This is a genomic window from Actinoplanes sp. NPDC026670 (assembly GCF_040638175.1).
Classification (GTDB): Bacteria; Actinomycetota; Actinomycetes; order Mycobacteriales; family Micromonosporaceae; genus Actinoplanes.
On sequence record NZ_JBEZXU010000120.1, the window covers coordinates 1 to 15,019 of the forward strand.

16 protein-coding genes and 2 pseudogenes are annotated in these 15,019 nt (G+C 65.7%); 8 read left to right on the forward strand and 10 right to left on the reverse strand.

Annotation, left to right across the window (positions count from 1 at the left end):
• The 3 genes and pseudogenes from AB0E94_RS51070 to AB0E94_RS51080 all read left to right on the forward strand — a co-directional run.
• Positions 1 to 186, forward strand: a pseudogene (locus AB0E94_RS51070) (IS701 family transposase); the annotation flags it as partial.
• 138 nt (positions 187 to 324) lie between these two features.
• The gene (locus AB0E94_RS51075; RefSeq protein ID WP_360343639.1) at positions 325 to 903 is read left to right on the forward strand and encodes an SMI1/KNR4 family protein; all 579 of its coding nucleotides are present in this window, start codon (positions 325 to 327) and stop codon (positions 901 to 903) included.
• A 347-nt stretch (positions 904 to 1,250) separates the two neighbouring features.
• Positions 1,251 to 1,820, forward strand: a complete 570-nt coding sequence (locus tag AB0E94_RS51080) for a helix-turn-helix domain-containing protein (protein WP_360343642.1) — start codon at positions 1,251 to 1,253, stop codon at positions 1,818 to 1,820.
• 194 nt (positions 1,821 to 2,014) lie between these two features.
• On the opposite strand, the gene AB0E94_RS51085 is transcribed toward AB0E94_RS51080, so the two are convergent.
• Positions 2,015 to 3,004, reverse strand: coding sequence for a winged helix-turn-helix domain-containing protein (locus AB0E94_RS51085; RefSeq protein WP_360343645.1), 990 nt, complete (start codon positions 3,002 to 3,004; stop codon positions 2,015 to 2,017).
• A gap of 58 nt (positions 3,005 to 3,062) precedes the next feature.
• Here AB0E94_RS51085 and AB0E94_RS51090 point away from each other — a divergent pair, with 58 nt between their 5' ends.
• Positions 3,063 to 4,280, forward strand: coding sequence for an MFS transporter (locus tag AB0E94_RS51090; protein ID WP_360343648.1), 1,218 nt, complete (start codon positions 3,063 to 3,065; stop codon positions 4,278 to 4,280).
• A gap of 75 nt (positions 4,281 to 4,355) precedes the next feature.
• Positions 4,356 to 4,802 (forward strand): hypothetical protein, encoded by a 447-nt coding sequence (locus AB0E94_RS51095; RefSeq protein ID WP_360343651.1) that lies wholly within the window; start codon positions 4,356 to 4,358, stop codon positions 4,800 to 4,802.
• An 11-nt stretch (positions 4,803 to 4,813) separates the two neighbouring features.
• Here AB0E94_RS51095 and AB0E94_RS51100 read toward each other — a convergent pair whose 3' ends face one another.
• Together AB0E94_RS51100 and AB0E94_RS51105 are read right to left on the reverse strand one after the other, a co-directional pair.
• Positions 4,814 to 5,359, reverse strand: a complete 546-nt coding sequence (locus AB0E94_RS51100; RefSeq protein WP_360343654.1) for a TrmH family RNA methyltransferase — start codon at positions 5,357 to 5,359, stop codon at positions 4,814 to 4,816.
• A gap of 162 nt (positions 5,360 to 5,521) precedes the next feature.
• Positions 5,522 to 6,673 carry a DUF2235 domain-containing protein gene (locus AB0E94_RS51105; RefSeq protein WP_360343657.1) on the reverse strand — a complete coding sequence of 384 codons (1,152 nt, stop codon included), beginning with the start codon at positions 6,671 to 6,673 and terminating at the stop codon, positions 5,522 to 5,524.
• A 96-nt stretch (positions 6,674 to 6,769) separates the two neighbouring features.
• Between AB0E94_RS51105 and AB0E94_RS51110 the strand changes: the two genes are divergently transcribed.
• Positions 6,770 to 7,942, forward strand: a complete 1,173-nt coding sequence (locus AB0E94_RS51110; protein ID WP_360343660.1) for a GNAT family N-acetyltransferase — start codon at positions 6,770 to 6,772, stop codon at positions 7,940 to 7,942.
• Positions 7,943 to 8,205: 263 nt separating this feature from the next.
• Here the strand turns inward: AB0E94_RS51110 and AB0E94_RS51115 are convergent, their stop codons facing one another.
• From AB0E94_RS51115 to AB0E94_RS51130, 4 genes are all read right to left on the reverse strand, one after another.
• The gene (locus AB0E94_RS51115) at positions 8,206 to 8,640 is read right to left on the reverse strand and encodes a hypothetical protein (protein WP_360343663.1); all 435 of its coding nucleotides are present in this window, start codon (positions 8,638 to 8,640) and stop codon (positions 8,206 to 8,208) included.
• Between the two features lie 222 nt (positions 8,641 to 8,862).
• The gene (locus AB0E94_RS51120) at positions 8,863 to 10,293 is read right to left on the reverse strand and encodes a pentapeptide repeat-containing protein (protein WP_360343666.1); all 1,431 of its coding nucleotides are present in this window, start codon (positions 10,291 to 10,293) and stop codon (positions 8,863 to 8,865) included.
• A gap of 291 nt (positions 10,294 to 10,584) precedes the next feature.
• Positions 10,585 to 10,866 (reverse strand): hypothetical protein, encoded by a 282-nt coding sequence (locus AB0E94_RS51125; RefSeq protein WP_360343669.1) that lies wholly within the window; start codon positions 10,864 to 10,866, stop codon positions 10,585 to 10,587.
• 194 nt (positions 10,867 to 11,060) lie between these two features.
• On the reverse strand, positions 11,061 to 11,306 hold the full coding sequence (locus tag AB0E94_RS51130) for an e9imm peptide (protein WP_360343672.1): 246 nt from the start codon (positions 11,304 to 11,306) through the stop codon (positions 11,061 to 11,063).
• Between the two features lie 326 nt (positions 11,307 to 11,632).
• Between AB0E94_RS51130 and AB0E94_RS51135 the strand changes: the two genes are divergently transcribed.
• The gene (locus tag AB0E94_RS51135; RefSeq protein WP_360343681.1) at positions 11,633 to 12,184 is read left to right on the forward strand and encodes a fasciclin domain-containing protein; all 552 of its coding nucleotides are present in this window, start codon (positions 11,633 to 11,635) and stop codon (positions 12,182 to 12,184) included.
• Positions 12,185 to 12,437: 253 nt separating this feature from the next.
• Here the strand turns inward: AB0E94_RS51135 and AB0E94_RS51140 are convergent, their stop codons facing one another.
• Entirely contained in the window at positions 12,438 to 13,022 is a 585-nt protein-coding gene (locus tag AB0E94_RS51140) for a GNAT family protein (RefSeq protein ID WP_360343675.1), read from the reverse strand.
• Between the two features lie 251 nt (positions 13,023 to 13,273).
• A complete protein-coding gene (locus AB0E94_RS51145) occupies positions 13,274 to 13,573 on the reverse strand; it encodes a hypothetical protein (protein WP_360343678.1) in 300 nt (99 codons plus the stop codon).
• A gap of 368 nt (positions 13,574 to 13,941) precedes the next feature.
• Between AB0E94_RS51145 and AB0E94_RS51150 the strand changes: the two are divergent.
• Positions 13,942 to 14,391 (forward strand): annotated as a pseudogene (locus AB0E94_RS51150) (SgcJ/EcaC family oxidoreductase); the annotation flags it as partial.
• A gap of 147 nt (positions 14,392 to 14,538) precedes the next feature.
• Here AB0E94_RS51150 and AB0E94_RS51155 read toward each other — a convergent pair.
• Positions 14,539 to 14,757 carry a DapH/DapD/GlmU-related protein gene (locus AB0E94_RS51155; protein ID WP_360343683.1) on the reverse strand — a complete coding sequence of 73 codons (219 nt, stop codon included), beginning with the start codon at positions 14,755 to 14,757 and terminating at the stop codon, positions 14,539 to 14,541.
• Positions 14,758 to 15,019 lie beyond the last annotated feature (262 nt).

A 15,019-nucleotide genomic window follows, 5' to 3' on the forward strand; every position in this document is an offset into this window, starting at 1 on the left:
AAAAGGGGACCCGAACTCGAACGAGACAAGCTCATCCCGCTCACCCTCGGCGAGGTCCGACGTCTGCTGGCACACCTGATCACGACCATCCGCCACCAAGATCATATCTGGCACTGGTCATACTGGCGGCGGCGCCATCAATACCGGGCGCGAACCAGCCACTACCTGCGCAGACTCCGGACCTGAAAGTGCGGCTGGAGTACTAGGTAACCGATGTCCGACAGCCCGCGGCTGGCGTGTCGACGGGAGCGGCTCCCGCGAGGCGGTCAATGGCATAGCATGATCTAGCGCCGTAGCAACGCCGGCCCGCTTTTAAATTATTCAATGCTGCCAAAAGGGGAATGCGCGGTGTCAGTTGAGTCGCTGCTGGCAGATCTCGAGGACTGGCTCCGCAGTAACGCTCCTAAGACGTACGCCCTGCTGGGCCAGTCAGCCACATCGGACCAGCTCAGTAGGCTTGAGGCGATGCTCGGGTTCAAACTTCGGCCCGAGTTCATCGCCACGTTGCGATGGCACAACGGCACAGCGCAGGGCCTCGGGTCGTTCGAGCTTGCGCCCAGTTACCGGCTGCTCGATGCCGATTCAATACGAAGCGCCGCAAGTCGACTCAACGCGAGCGCTGCGGAGTCGGATATCGATCCTTGGAGTCAACGATGGGTTCCCCTTGGCTCCGATGATTGCGGCGGCCATCTGCTAGTTGATCATGACGAAGGCGAAGACTGCGGACTCGTATTTACCTGGGATCCTGAGAATGGCTTCCCTATGGAAACCTGGCCTAGCTTAATGCACGTTTATGTTGACCTAAAAACGGCGTTGCTGCACCATTCGCCAATGGCATCCTGTGCTCATCAGGTCGTTGACGGGGGCCTGGAATGGTTCGACATTGACGTGGAGCATGGCTAGACCAGGTGCGTTAGTCAATGTTTTCCTGCGATTGGCAAGCGCGCGCCCTGCGCGCCGCGATCCGGTTCTTCCCGGAACTCGACCACACCCAGCGCAGCACCATCCGCCGCCAAGCAGCCCAACTACTCACACCCGCCGACGGTCCTGATGTTGGTGTGTCGGCATCGTCAGGCCGGTTCAAGGATCTTGCCCTCGCTTCGTTCTGGCTTCCAGATCGCCGCGATGGATGGACCGGTGATCGTCGCAGGAGGATCGATCGCTCCAGGTGCTTCTTGAGGCTGAATTGCAGTTTCATCGCTCGACCTCCTACGCTATTCCGTAGTTACGGAGCAGCGTAGGAGATGACCATGAGCAACGACAGACTCGACGAACTAGAGCGACGGATCGCCCACCTGGAGAGCCGGATCGATGGCGCAGCCGCGCCGGAGCGCATCACGCGAACAGCGAACCCGCTGACGGGGGCGCTGCACGCCTGGCGCCGCGAGGCAGACGAGCAGTCCCTGCCCGGGACGGTGGGCTATGCGGGGTACGTGGCCGCCAGGGAACAACTCTCGGCCAGGCAGATACCGCTTGCCGAGCTACTGCCGGCGGACTGGGGCCCCGCCGCAGGCATCCTGGAGTCCCTCGGCAGCCTGCCGCGGCTGGCGTTACTGAGAGCGCTGGCGCGCGAAGGCCGCCGCACCAACGTCGACCTCCAGGAGGCGCTCGGCGCGGTCCAGGGCGACACGACCAGTGGCCAGCTCTACCATCATCTCCGGGCGTTGCAGGCAGCGGGACTGATCCAGCAGAGACGGCGCGGCGAGTACGACCTCGCCCCCCAAGCGGTGATCCCGATCCTGACCATCCTCGCCGCCGCGTTGAACCTCGCCACCGACCCTCCAGTCGGCCTGCCCGCCGCAACCCCGCAACCGCAATGACACCGATCGACTGGCTCGACTCATCCTGGGGACGACGTCAGGAAGAGTACGGCGTCGAAAGTCGGAGTCCGGGCGGTTGAGTAGCCGACGCATCTCGGCGCGGGCCGGCGACGGCAAGGAGCGGCCGTGCGCGTCTTGTCGTAGCGGGTGGCTACCGAACGGCATTGCATGAGCCGGCACCCCGGGTGGCCGAATCAGGAATCACCCGGAGCCGGGTGGACAGCCTGTTCCTGATGGAGTAACCGGCCGGCCAGGGCATCCCCCAGCGACGTGCGCTCGTAGTACACGGCCCGGCCGCTGCGCCGCCCGACGACCGCCCCGGCGTCGCGCAATGTCGCGAGGTGCCCCGACACGGTGCCCAACGACACCTCGAGCAGCAGCGCGAGCTGTGACGGTGTGGTCGGATCCTCCAGCGCGGCAAGGATGCGTGCCCGGCCTTCCCCGATGAGCCGGGCGACGCCCTCATCGGCGACCTGCAGGTGCTCCAGGGCGCCCCGGGCGGGGTAGACCAGGGCGAACCGGGGTGGCGCCTCGCACATCCACTGCCCGACGGTGCCGGTGTGCGGCACCAGCACGAGCCCCTGGTCACCGATGGACAGGTCCGCGTGTGTCTGGGTGGAGAACAGGATCGCGTCCGGGCCGGCCCACCGGATCTTGCCGATGCCGCTGATCGCCTGCCGCCAGCCGTGGGCCGCGAGCACGCCCGCCCGGTGCCGGATGTCGCGTTCCATGACCGCGCGCCGGCGCGGCCAGTCCGGTTCGACGAACCACTGCCAGCCGCGGGCGAACACCGCCGCGGCGGAGGTGGTGATCCCGTCGGCGTCGGCCCAGGCGATGCTGCTGGTCATCCAGGCGAACCGGCGGGACTCGGCAATCGTGGCCCTCGCCTCGCTGTCGGCAACGGCGCGCATCTGTGCCAGCTCGTCGTCGATGCGGGTCGTCATCGACAACGGCGGGATGGCCACGAAGTCGGGCAGGAACTTCGTGGCCGACACCAGCCGCACCAGCCCCGCCGCGAACGGATCGCCGGCGAGCCACTCCGCCAGCACCTGAGCCTGCGGGCTGGGCCGCCCACCGTCGAGCTCGCAGCGCAGCACGATCAGCCGGCTCAGCGTCTCAGCCAGCGGCGATAACGCGAACCGGCTGGCGCGCAGGGCGTCAGGGCCCAGACGGATCAAGGTCATGCGCCGACCTTGCGGCATCTGCCGCAAGAGTTCAAACCCGCGGCGGTACGCGACGACGATGACCGCCGTGACAACCGATCTCTCCACCACCCCGGTACGGCAGCTGCTGCACGGCCGATTCGGGTGGTTCTTCGCTGGCCGTACCATCGACATGTTCGGAAGTTCCATGACCACGGTCGCGTTGTCGCTGGCCGTGCTGCAGGCCTCCGGCCAGGCGACCGACCTGGGCATCGTGCTCGCCGCCAACGTCGTGCCGATGCTCGCTCTGCTGCTGGTCGGCGGGGTGCTGGCCGACCGGATGAGCCGCCGTTCGCTGCTGATCGCCGCCAACACCGTCAGCGCGGCCGCCATCGGCGGGGTCGCGGTCCTGCTGCTCACCGACCGTTACCACCTTCCAGCGATCACGGTGCTCTCGCTGGTCGCCGGCGCTGCCAGTGCCTTCGCGTCCCCGGCGCTGCGCGGGATCGTGCCCGAACTCGTCGCCGACACCGACCTGCAGCGGGCCAATGCACTTCTGGCAAGCAGTGGCCACGCGGTGCGCATCATCGCGCCGACCGCGGCCGGTCTGCTCACCGCCACGGCTGGCGGAGGCTGGGCGCTGGTCGTGGACGCGGGCAGTTACCTGCTGGCGGCGGTGCTCTTCCTGCGGCTGCCGGCCACCAGCCGGATGGCAGCTGCTGCTCCCGCGATGGGCCGTGAGCTTCTGGCCGGGTGGCGGATCTTCCGGTCGCTGCGCTGGGTGGTGCTGGCCAGCGTGTCGTTCGCGGTGATCAACGCGGTCAACGTCGGCCCGTGGAACGTGCTCGGTCCGATGCTGGTGTCCGCGGACGGTGGCCCGCTCGGCTGGGGTGCGGTGCTGTCGGTCCGCGCAGCCGGGCTGCTGCTGATGAGCATCGTGGCGGTGCGCCTGGTGTTACGGCGGCCGCTGCGTACCGGACGGTTGTTCGGCGTCCTGCCGGCGCTGCCACTGCTGGCGCTGGGGTTCACCGGTGAACCGTGGATCGTGGCAGCGGCGGCGTTCACCGGTGGCCTCGGCTTCACGATCTCGGCCATCACGTGGGACACCGCCCTGCAGACGCGCGTGCCGCGGGAGGCGCTGTCGCGGGTGTCGGCGTTCGACGATCTGTTCTCGTTCATCGCGATCCCACTGTCACAGCTGGCCACCGGACCACTCGCCGCCGCACTGGGTGCGGGCCGGTTGGCCCTGCTGTGCGGCGTTACCTACCTCATCGCGGCCCTGTTGCCGTTGCTCAGCAGGGAGACGCGCCAGGGGTGACCTGCGGTCGGCAGCGCACTTCGCGCTTGGCCAATGAGGCCAGGGTGGCGACTACGGCCTGGTAGGAACATTGCCATGATCGAGTGGGCCGCCGATGAAGTGATAGTTGGCCGGGAAGATCTGGCCGGACATGTTCGGGATGCCCTTGCTGCTGCTGGACTGCCTGTCGTGCCTTCCCACGTGAACCCTCGGCTGGTGGCCGGGGGCGCGCAGGTCCGAGTCGACAGACTCGCGGATTGCCATGCTCCGGTACGAGTCGATTGGCGCGCCGACCGCCTGTTGATGGATGCGGTCATGGAGCGCCGCGTAGATACGCCGGCCTTCGCCCATTTTCAGGTAATTCTTCAGGGCATGCTTCGCGTGATGAAGGAGATACTGGCCTCGGAGGGCTTCGAGGTTCGTGACACCACCAATGATTTCGCCCCGTTCACCATCGAGGTCCTTGGACTCCCTCAGCACACTTCCAGTTGGACAACGTCCAGCCTTGTCAACGACATCGTGCTCCAGGATCCGGCGCAGTGATCGACTCGTCGTTATAGCAGTCCGGCGAGCTTGTACAGCACCAGCGATCCGGCGACGGCGACGTTGAGGCTGGACCCGGTGCCGACCATCGGGATCTCCACGGCGTCATCGAGAAGGTCGAGCGCCTCGGGCGGGATGCCAGTCGCCTCGTGACCGAGCACCAGGATGGTCCGGCGCCGGGCCGGAGGCAGGTCGGCGAGCCGGATCGCTTCGTCGGCCAGTTCCACCCCGAGGATGCTCGCCCCGGTCTGGCGCTCGTCGGCAAGCCAGCGCAGTGGGCTGCCGACGCGGTGCACGCAGGCGGGCTGCCGGAGCGTGTTGCCGCGGGCGAGTGCCTTGTCCACCCAGCCGAACGGGGGCACCGCGAGGCAGGCCCCGACCGCGTCACAGGTGCGCAGCAGGGTGCCGAGGTTGGCGTCGTGCATGGGCCACAGGGTTGCCGCGACGAGATGTCCCCAGCACTTGTGCCGGCGGGGACGGCGGGCCGAACGGATCTCCCGAGGAGTCCGGACCCGGATCGCGGGGCTCACCGTGGGGGAGCGGACGCGCTCCAGCATTCGAGGATCATGTGGGACGTGCTTCTCGGCGCACGCGAGCCATCGACGAAATGACGTGTAATCCGATCAACAGCGTACAGCGTCGCCCTGAGCCACCAAACCTACCTCGCTACGGCTTCATCGGTGCCGATTCGACCCGGCACCGGAAGAATTGAGCGGCGCTCAGGGCGCCTCCGGGCGGTACGTCCGGCACGTTGCGGTCGGGCCCATGACCGCGGCGTCGGTGTTGGTGGCGTGCGCGGTCACCCGTTCCTTTCGCAGCACCTTCGACGGTTTACGGGCGCCGTCGCTGCCCCACACCCAGCGCCGGTAGGGCCACTTGTCGTCGTTGAAGATCTCCAGGCGAGGTAGCTGTTCCATCAGCCCCCATACGGACGTGGACGAGTCGGTCATCGGCGGTGTGGGGTCGGGCTGGGCCAGGAAGGTGAGGGCATCCGCGCGGAGTGCCAGACCGGACCCGCGGTGCAGAGCCTCGCCGAACATCCATCGCAGCGTGATGTCCCCGGTACCGACGTCGCTGTGGAAGCCGGTGAACCAGACTTCGGCGATCGTCTGCGCACCGTAGAGATCACGGTCCTCGGGGACCGTACGCTCCATTGCTTTGCCTTTGCCTTTGTCCATGTCGAGCTGGCCCCAGGTGGTGGCTTTGAACCAGGCGCGCCGCTCGTGCAGCGCGAGGGCGTGGGCCACGTGCCGGACGATCGGGTTGTGGCGCAGGTGCGGCAGTTTCGTCGGCACCAGACCGCCGTACGACTTCACGGTGTCCCAGACGCCAAGGAACTCGATCTTCGGGGATCGGTTGCCGGGCAGCGCCCGGAAGGCCCGGACCTTCTCTGCGGGTACGGTCATCGGCTTGAACAACTGCCAGGCCCGGTTGAAGGTACGACGGTCGACCTGTTCCGGGAGCCCGCAGCGGTAGATCAGCCCGGCCAGCGCCCGCACGGCGAACGCGCCGCGGCTGAACCCGAACAGGTAGATCCGGTCGTCGGCGTCGGTGTGCAACTCGGCCAGTCGCCGGTACATCTCCCGGACGAGCGGCTTGAGCCCGTAGCCGAAGCCGAGACCGAGAACCCGGAGCACGGCGGTGTGCGCCCCGAGCCGCGACTCCCGGGGCGTGAACGTCTGCAGCGCCGGGCCGTGGTCGCGTACCGCAGAGATCCGGATGCCGTTGGTGCCGACGCCTTGCGCGTAGACGGCAACCTGTCGTTGCGGGTCGCTCATGTCGAGGAACCGGATCAGCCGGGTCACGTTGGTGGGTTCGCCGTCGAAGGTGTTTCCGGTGCCGTCGCAGCAGATCACGATCGTGCGGGCCATACCTTCTGCCTACACCTGCCGCTCACCGGGCACAGTCGGCCCGGTGACACCTTCATCGCCTGCTCCGCCGGGTGTGTTTCCGGCAGGATGGCCGGTGTGACATATGAGGTACGGCCGCTCGGCCCGGGGGAACAGCAGCTCGCGTGGGACCTCGGGAGTCTCACGTTCGGATATCACGAGCGGCCCATGCCGGAGGGGTGGCTCTCCGACTCTCCCGGCCGGCGCACGCTCGGTGTCTTCGACCCGGCCGGGCGGCTGGTCGCCAAGGCGGTGGACCGCGAGCAGGGCCAGTGGTTCGGCGGCCGCATCGTGCCGACCAGCGGCGTCGCCGGTGTGGCGACTGCGGCCGAGCTGCGCGGGCGTGGCCTGGGCCGGCTCGTGCTGACCCGGCTGCTGCAGGACGCCCGGGGGCGCGGCGCGGTGATCAGCACGCTGTTCGACACCACGCCGGGGCCGTACCGGGCATTGGGCTGGGAGGAGGTCGGCGCGCTGGTGTACTACCGGGTGCCGACGCGGGTGCTGGCGGAGATCCGCCCCGACCCGGCGACGGTGCTGCGGCCGGCGACCGAGGCCGACCTCCCCGCGGTCGACGCGATCTATCGCGAGGTGGCGCGGACCGGCACCGCCATGATGGACCGGGCCGGGCCCGCCTTCGTCGCAGCCGACCATGACGGCTGCACCGTTGCCGTCGACGACACCGGCACGATCGTCGGGTACGCGAGGTGGAACCGCGGCCCCGGCTACGACGCGAGCGGCAGGCTCACGGTGGACGATCTGATCGGGTTGACACCCGAGGCGACACGCACGCTGCTGGCGATGCTCGGCGGCTGGGCCAGTGTCGCGCCGACGGTCGTGATCCGGCTGGGCGCCGCTGATCCGGTCTGGTCGCTGCTGGCACGCGGCGACGCCAGCCCCGAGTCCACGCAGCCGTGGATGCTGCGTGTCGTCGACGCGCCAGCCGCGGTCGCCGCCCGCGGCTGGCCACGGCACCTGGCCGGCGAGGTCGACCTGGAGCTCATCGACGAGGTCTGCCCCTGGCATCAGGGCCGCTACCGGCTGGTGCTCGCCAGCGGCACCGGACGGTTGGAGCCGGGCGGCGCGGGCACGGTCCGGCTGACACCGCGCGGCCTGGCCGCCTGGTACGCGGGCGCCGCAACACCGCAGCAGCTACGTCGCAGCGGTTTCCTGAGCGGCGGGACCGCGGACACCGACGAGTTGCTGCGCACCGCGACGGCCGGTCCCGCGCCGACGCTGCACGACTACTTCTGAGGCCTGTCCCGGCTCAGACACCGACCCGGCTTCCCGACTTCCGCCGCGTCGGCCTGTCCACCGTATCGGGTGGCATTCGAGGTCATCCGGGTCGCGATGGTCTCGCCAGCGTTCGATCGGATCCTCCAGAGGAGTGCTGAACGGGATGCCGGCTTCAACTCGACCGATCGTCTCACGTACGAATTGAGGTAGCGCCGAGCCGCTGGCGGACGTCCTCACAGCCGAGTTGAGTACGGAGAACTCGTGCATCGCGTTGCCTGAAACTACCGGCGGTCGGTCTGCGCCATCCGTTCTCTTTCGACGGCGTAGTGCAGCGCGGTTCCCACGGCGGTGATCCACACGGCGATAAGGGCAAAATTACGTTCGAAGCGGGCGTCGGCCTGTGGGCTGGTCGGCGAGGTCAGCGTCGATGCGATGGCGAATAGCGTGGATGCGATGGTGACCAAGAACAGCAGCCCCAGGCCGGCTTGGGCCCAGCGTGGCAGTACAACGATCGCCCCCCAAAATCGGTCCCATGCAACCCCCTCGAGCCGCCGTCCGCCGAGGAGGAGCAGGGCCGAGCCGAATGTCAGGAATGCGGGGATAAAAGGCATCCAGAACAAGACTTGGACGTATGACGTATCGAGAACGTACAGTGCGGCCAGCACGGCCACGTTGAATACGAGGCCGCACACCGGGAGCAGCAGCGATTTACGCACGTTAGCAGGGTACGGTCATCGCTTCGGCAGCGAAAGCCGACCTCGTGAACTTCCGCCTACTCGGGACCGGCATCGGGCCGTAAGCGCCGCGAGCCGCACCTCTAGCCTCAAGTCGGCGCAACCTGCCGATGCATGCCTACGTGGCGCATCGCGGCGGCAGGGCTCGACGCCGACATCCACCTTTGCCGAGAAGAGTGCGTTTCAACAGAATGATCGAGCTGGTCAGTTTCGGCGAAGAGTACGGGCCGCGGCCGCAGTTATTGTGCTGGCTAAAACGATTCCGGATAAAATGAGGAAGTATGCCAGCCACGCGGTCGCGCCTTGAGGGAGGTAGTTGGACTGCTGGCCTAAATCAACAACTGGAAGTATTAGGTCGGCCGCGTAAGCGACCGCAACGAACTCCGGTGCTTTGGCCGCTTCAGCTGCCCGCGGCGGGTGAAGCTGGAAAACGACGGTACCCACGAAAAGTAGCGTCAGGAGCCATGCAAACGCCCGGCCGGGCCGGTAGCCGTAACCGACAGTGACGTCCTGCAGATAGCCCCATAAGCGGCCAAGCGGAGCCAGGTTCTCTCGGCGCCGCTGCTCCCCGGCAAGCAGCACCCCACGCGCGTCGTCCTCCCTGCCGGCTGCATGGAAGACCGAGGCCAGTTGCCCATACGCCTGCGGCCGGTAACCGCGCGGGTCGCGGCGCAGCCAATCCAACCGCTTACCCTGGTCGTCCTCGTGGGACAGGGACTCATATCTCATGCCGTCGAGGTGCATTTCCGCCGCCCAGGTATCCGAGTCATCGCGGAGGACACCCACCTCAGCATGGCTCAAATCGACCCTGCCCGGCGGCTCGACGGTCGGCAATAGCACCAGATCTCGCGTCTGCACATGCCGCAAGTCAAGCCTCGTACTCGCATCGCCACGCAACGTAGCCCCCTCGAGGCAGAGTCGACTGGTGACCTGGGCGAAGCTCAGCGAGATCGAGCCGTCGGCTATAAAGCCTTCACAGAAGTTGGCGATCGCACCAACCCTGAGATCCTGGGCGCGCAGCGCAACGCCGCCCGGGTTCTCCAGTGTGGCGCCCTCGAGCCGTAGCGAACCACCGACCTCAGCGTTCGTCAGCCGCAGTTCACCTTGGCTGCGGAAGCCATGGTGCGCAACCACGTCCGCGCCGACCCGCAACCGCATGCCGTCGAGGGCCATGTCTGGACCTATGAGTTCGGTGCTGTCGAGCAGAAGTGCATTTGTGATAGTTGCCCCGACCAGTTGCAGCGTGCCTTCACTGCGGGAGTCAAGCAGACGCAGGTTGGCTCCGAAAACGGCATTAGACGCAATGATTCCCCGAAGCTGGCATCCCCTGAAACTGACCTGCCGCAGCCTCGCTCCATAAAAGTCAATCTTCTCCGTAAACTCGCAGTCTTCAAACCCAATCGGAACCGCAACTTCTGCGTACGGCAATGCCAGCCGCCCAGTAACCCGCGCACCATTGAGGTAAAGGGATGGCATGTCACCCGCCTCCGCTGACGGGCCACCACCTAGCAGGAGGAACCGCAACACCTCGGCTCGTACGTCTCGATCACGGGTTTGGCTGAGGTTCACCTCGGCTCCGACCCTGAAGGCGTCGCACACTCTCTGTTCCGTGTCACTGACCCGTTCGAGCAGCATGCATTGATTGTTACCTACAGTGTCCACCTGCTCTACGCTGCGTCAACTCACGTGAAGGTCATGCGGCATGCGCAATGAATGTCTCACTGGCCAAGATCACCAACTCGCCAAGGCGCGTTGCGCAGGTAGGCGGATTCCACAACGATTCAGAATGGGCGCTTGGTGATCTACCCTTGTTAATGCACGAGCGCCTTCAAGGCTTCCTTGCGCAAGTGAGTTTCCAGGCTGGTCGACCCGGAATTGATCGGCACGATTTTACGGATGCACTCTCCTGGCGCTGTCCGCTTGTGGTCAGCCGAGTACCGTCTTCAGTCGCTCGGCCCAGCCAGCATGAGCAAGGCGGGCCGCAACCAAAACATCTCGCCAGTCTCCTTGAGCCATCGCCACTGCATAGAGAAATCGCTGGGTGTCTCCGTCGGCGACGAAAATAACTGCCGCATGGATACGCTCGATGCCCTCGGCGGTGTCTTCCGGCTCTACCCAAAATGCTTCGAGCAGCAGGTCGAGAATCGGTTCGACATCAGCAGGGTCGAAGCATTGGCGTACATAGGCTTGGAGCCGGTCGCTGATCATAATCCGGAGTATTCCTTCGCCCGGCAATCATGAGCCGGAAGGGCGGCCTCGCAGTCGCTTACCATGTGCGCTCATCTGCCGCCTATCGTGCGCGGCTCATGCAAGTCCGTTCCGCCCATGTGGTCCCAGCCGACCTCAATGCACGCTTGTGCCGAAGAACGTGTGCCCTTGGTGCCCGATGATTCACCGGCTGGTCAGCCGACGAAGGGTTGATACTGCAACGCCTCGTCGATGGCTTCGTCCTCGGTGAGTTCGGGCGTGCGCCAGAACAGGAGATCGCTGACTCTGGGGTGCAGCAGCATCTTCTTCAGCTCATCCAGAAGCTCGGCGCTGGCCTCATCCGGCAGCGTCGGATCCTTGAGGCGTTGGATGAGAAGGCGCGCACGCTGCCGTTGTGCATCGTCAAGGGTTCGAGCTGCTTCGCGGGGATCGGTGGTCATTCCGGCACGGTAGCCAATGCTCCTGCATCCGGATCTGCCGCGGATAGCTCGGGTGCTTGAACCTCAGTCGGTCTCCCTGGCAGGCCCGGCCGTTCGGTGCGCGGCAGAGGCGGTGGGGTCTGGCCCGAGACGGCCGGGCAGACAAGCAGCTGGACCTGTTGCCGGTGCGTGTCTAGAAGAGGGGACCAGAAGGGTGTCGTGGCTGGAGACTGGGTGAGTCGGCGAGGAAGGTTCTACTCGGCTCCGAATGAGGTGTCGCCGAAGCTCGTCCGCTGGGGCCCCTGTTGCGCATCGGCGTGCGCGGAGATCTCAGGAGATGGGTGATCATGCATGTATTGCGTGGCTTGCTTGCGGGTGTCTTGACTCTGTCCCTCGGCGGCTGTGGTTTTATCGGGCGGGGCGGAGTCGTGACGGGGCAACCCTTGCCGTCTGGCTCGGTGATAGCCGATGCGTGCGCCCCGCAAAATCTAGCCGCGATGGAGGGTAAGCCGGTGGTCGCCGCGATCGCCGCCAACCCGGGGTTGTCCCAACTCCTGGCCGGGTTCAAACGGGCTGGTCTTCAAACGTTCGACGACGTGCCCGCCCTGACCCTGTTCGCAACATCCGATCAGTACCTCATGCACTTCCCATTCCAGAATATCCCGATGCTGTGGGACAATCCTGATTCGCTGGCTCGGGTGCTCAAGCAGTCCGCAGTCGAAGAACGCCTGGATCTGGACCACCTGCTGGGTCGACATACCACGATGAGCAGCACCCAAGCTGTCGTTACCAACGACGCGGAGGGTCTGCGCGTGAATAGAACGAGAGTGGTCTGCCGGCAGCTGGATACCGCCAATGCGGCGGTTTACATAGTCAACGATCTGGTGGCTTACCAGTAGATCGCAGTAAACACCAACCTTATCCACCGGTCATAGTCGGCGGTCGCTGAGAACAACTACGTCGCGTCGGCCACCCGATCGACTACCTACCTGAGCAGATCAAAAGCGCCCCGGCTGCAGAGGGCTGTCAAACGGGCTGCCGCCTTCAACTCGGTCGATTGTTTCCGTACGAATTGGATAATTCCGGAACCGCTATCAAACATCCTCACATGGCGCCATGATGTCGTTGGGCGCGAGTGACGGCCAGCTGAGGTCAGGCCGTAGCGTCGGGAGCCAGCAGGCTGTACATGTACATGTCGCGGCGTTCGTTTCCTACCGGCTGCCAGCTGCGTAGGAGCCCTTCCCGCTGGAAGTCGGCACGTTCGGCGGTTCGCCAGGAGGATTCGTTCCAGGGTTCGACGTAGAGTTCGAGTCGTGCGAGGCCAGGGAGCGTCCAGGCCCATCGGGTCAAGGCGCGTAGCACCGCTGACGCGTAGCCACGTCCGCGATGTTGCGGGGTGAGCCAGTAGCCGATGCTGGCCCGGCCATGTCGATAGTCGTGCAGCCACAAGCCGATCTGCCCGGCGGCTTGGTCCCCGGCGGCTTCGGCTATCGCGAACGAGTATCCGATGCCCGAGGGAAGTCGTTCCTGCTGGCGCTTGATGAAGGCGACGGCATCGGTCCGACAACCGCTCACCGGGACCGTGGTGATCAAGGGAATCAACGGATCGGCGGCCACGGACATCACTGTCTCAGCATCTGCTTCCCGGAAAGGGCGTAGCCGGATCGGCCCCAGGGACAAAATCGGCATTTCGCTGGGCAACATGGGGGCCATGATCTCGAAGAGAGGCAATGCCAATCAACGGGATTATGCTCGGGTCGTTCCGGGGCCGACTTGCCCTACTGCCGCCGTGCGGACGCGCCGGGCTGCCGGACTCAAACAGGCTCATACCTCGCGGTCGTAAGCGAAACGCTGCAGTAGTAACGGACTTTCCCGTCCGCCTTTGCCCCACGCCCTGACGAGGCTAGCTGTCGGCCTGCGCAGCTGGTTGCGGGGCCACGCATCTCACTTATCTTATAGCATTGCGAACCGTCTCATTGCGGCACGACCTACGCGTTACGCAAGTCGGCGAGGAGCTGAGCAGCCAGTCCGTAGATCTCACCCAACGCCTTGCCGATGTCGCCGTCGTCGGAAGGGTATAGATCGTTGATGCTTCCCATTCCGCCGAACGCCTGCTTCAGGTGCTCGAGGCCATAGGTATCACCGCGCGTAATAAGTATGTGATCACTCCTCAGCCAGTCGGCCCAGTGATGATCACCGAGCTGGCGCAGGCGTTCCTCCGTCGATTCCAGCGCATTGAGCAGGGCCGCGAGCCGTTGCTGAATCACCGAATTCTCGTGCTGCGCCACCGCTACAGGGTACCGAAGGGTGCTGATTTTGCCGCTGGCCGGGTGCGTCCAGATTTGCCGCCGCCTGTGCTCGGGCCGATGCCACCATCACGGCCGGTAGCGCCTGTGGACCGGCGTCTTGTCGTAAGGAAGGGAAAGCGTTCCAGGTGGGCGGAGAACGAAAGAGTGGCCCCGGATCGCGATGCGAACGGACACTCAGGAAGCGTCGCCTTAAGGGGGCATACCTCTCAAGGGTTACTACGACAGACCACCGTAGGAGATTCCGGTGAAGCAGGCGATCCTCCTACGGTGCTGACATGAGTCGATACCTGAATCGCGCAACCGGCACCACCCGACGTATTCCGAGGTGGCAGGCCGCCCTCGTGGCCATGGTCGCCGTGCCGTTCGCCGCGCTGGGTGGCTCGGCCGGTTCCGCGTCGGCTGAACCGTCGTCGGGCTCCGGGCGGGAGAAGGATCTCGCCGCCTTGCGTGAGTTGCGAGAACGTCAGGACCTGGCTTGGGAACGTGGTGATGCGCGCGCGTACGCCGCGGTCTACACCTCCGATGCCGACCTGGTCACTTTCAACGGGGACCACATGAGCAACCGGGCCGGCGTCGAGGAGGGAATGGGGTATTACTTCGCGACGTACCTGCGCGGCACGCGCCTTCTCCAGCAGGACGAGCGCATCCGGTTCCCCGAACCTGACTTGGCCGTCATCGTCCGGACAGGCTGCGTCCTCTGGCCGGGTGAGACCGCCTGCACCGATGAGGCTCTCTCCGTCAACACGAACATCGCCGTGAAGAGCCACGGCCGCTGGCTCTACACCTCCTTCCAGAACACCCGCATCAGGCCGTTGCGCCCCACCACCTGGGCCAACCTTGAACCACTTCGTTGCGGTCGCGTGACGCCCCATGGCCCACGCGGCTGCTCCGGCCTCGTTCGTTGGAACGCCCTCATCTGCCGCCGCGCGGCGACGAAGGCGTGGTCACCAGGTTCGCCGCACGGTTGCCTTGCCGCTGGTTACCAGGCTTGCCGGTGGGACGTCGTCGGCGACGATGGCGCCTGCAGCCACCACGGCATCGCGACCGATGCTCACGCCCGGCAGGATCATCGCGCCGGCGCCGATCCACACGTTGTCGGCCACGTCGATAGGTGCGCCGCTCAGCCATCCCCGCCGGTCTTCGGGATCCACCGGGTGGCCCATGGTGACGAACGTGGCCCTGGGGCCGACCAGCACCCCCTCGCCCAGACGAATGCCAGCATAGTCGAGGAACGTGCAGTTTGGCAATCCCCTGAAACCGTAGAGACTTTGATCTTGAGGTTTTTAGATCTTGATGGGTCGGGAAGAGTGGCGGCGTAGCCGCTTCCTCTTCTGGATCTTCATGCCGCTCGCTCGGCGCGGACCTGGGCCTCGTAGGCCGCCGGCGGCAGCCGGCCCGCGGTCGAGTGCCTCCTTTCATGGTTGT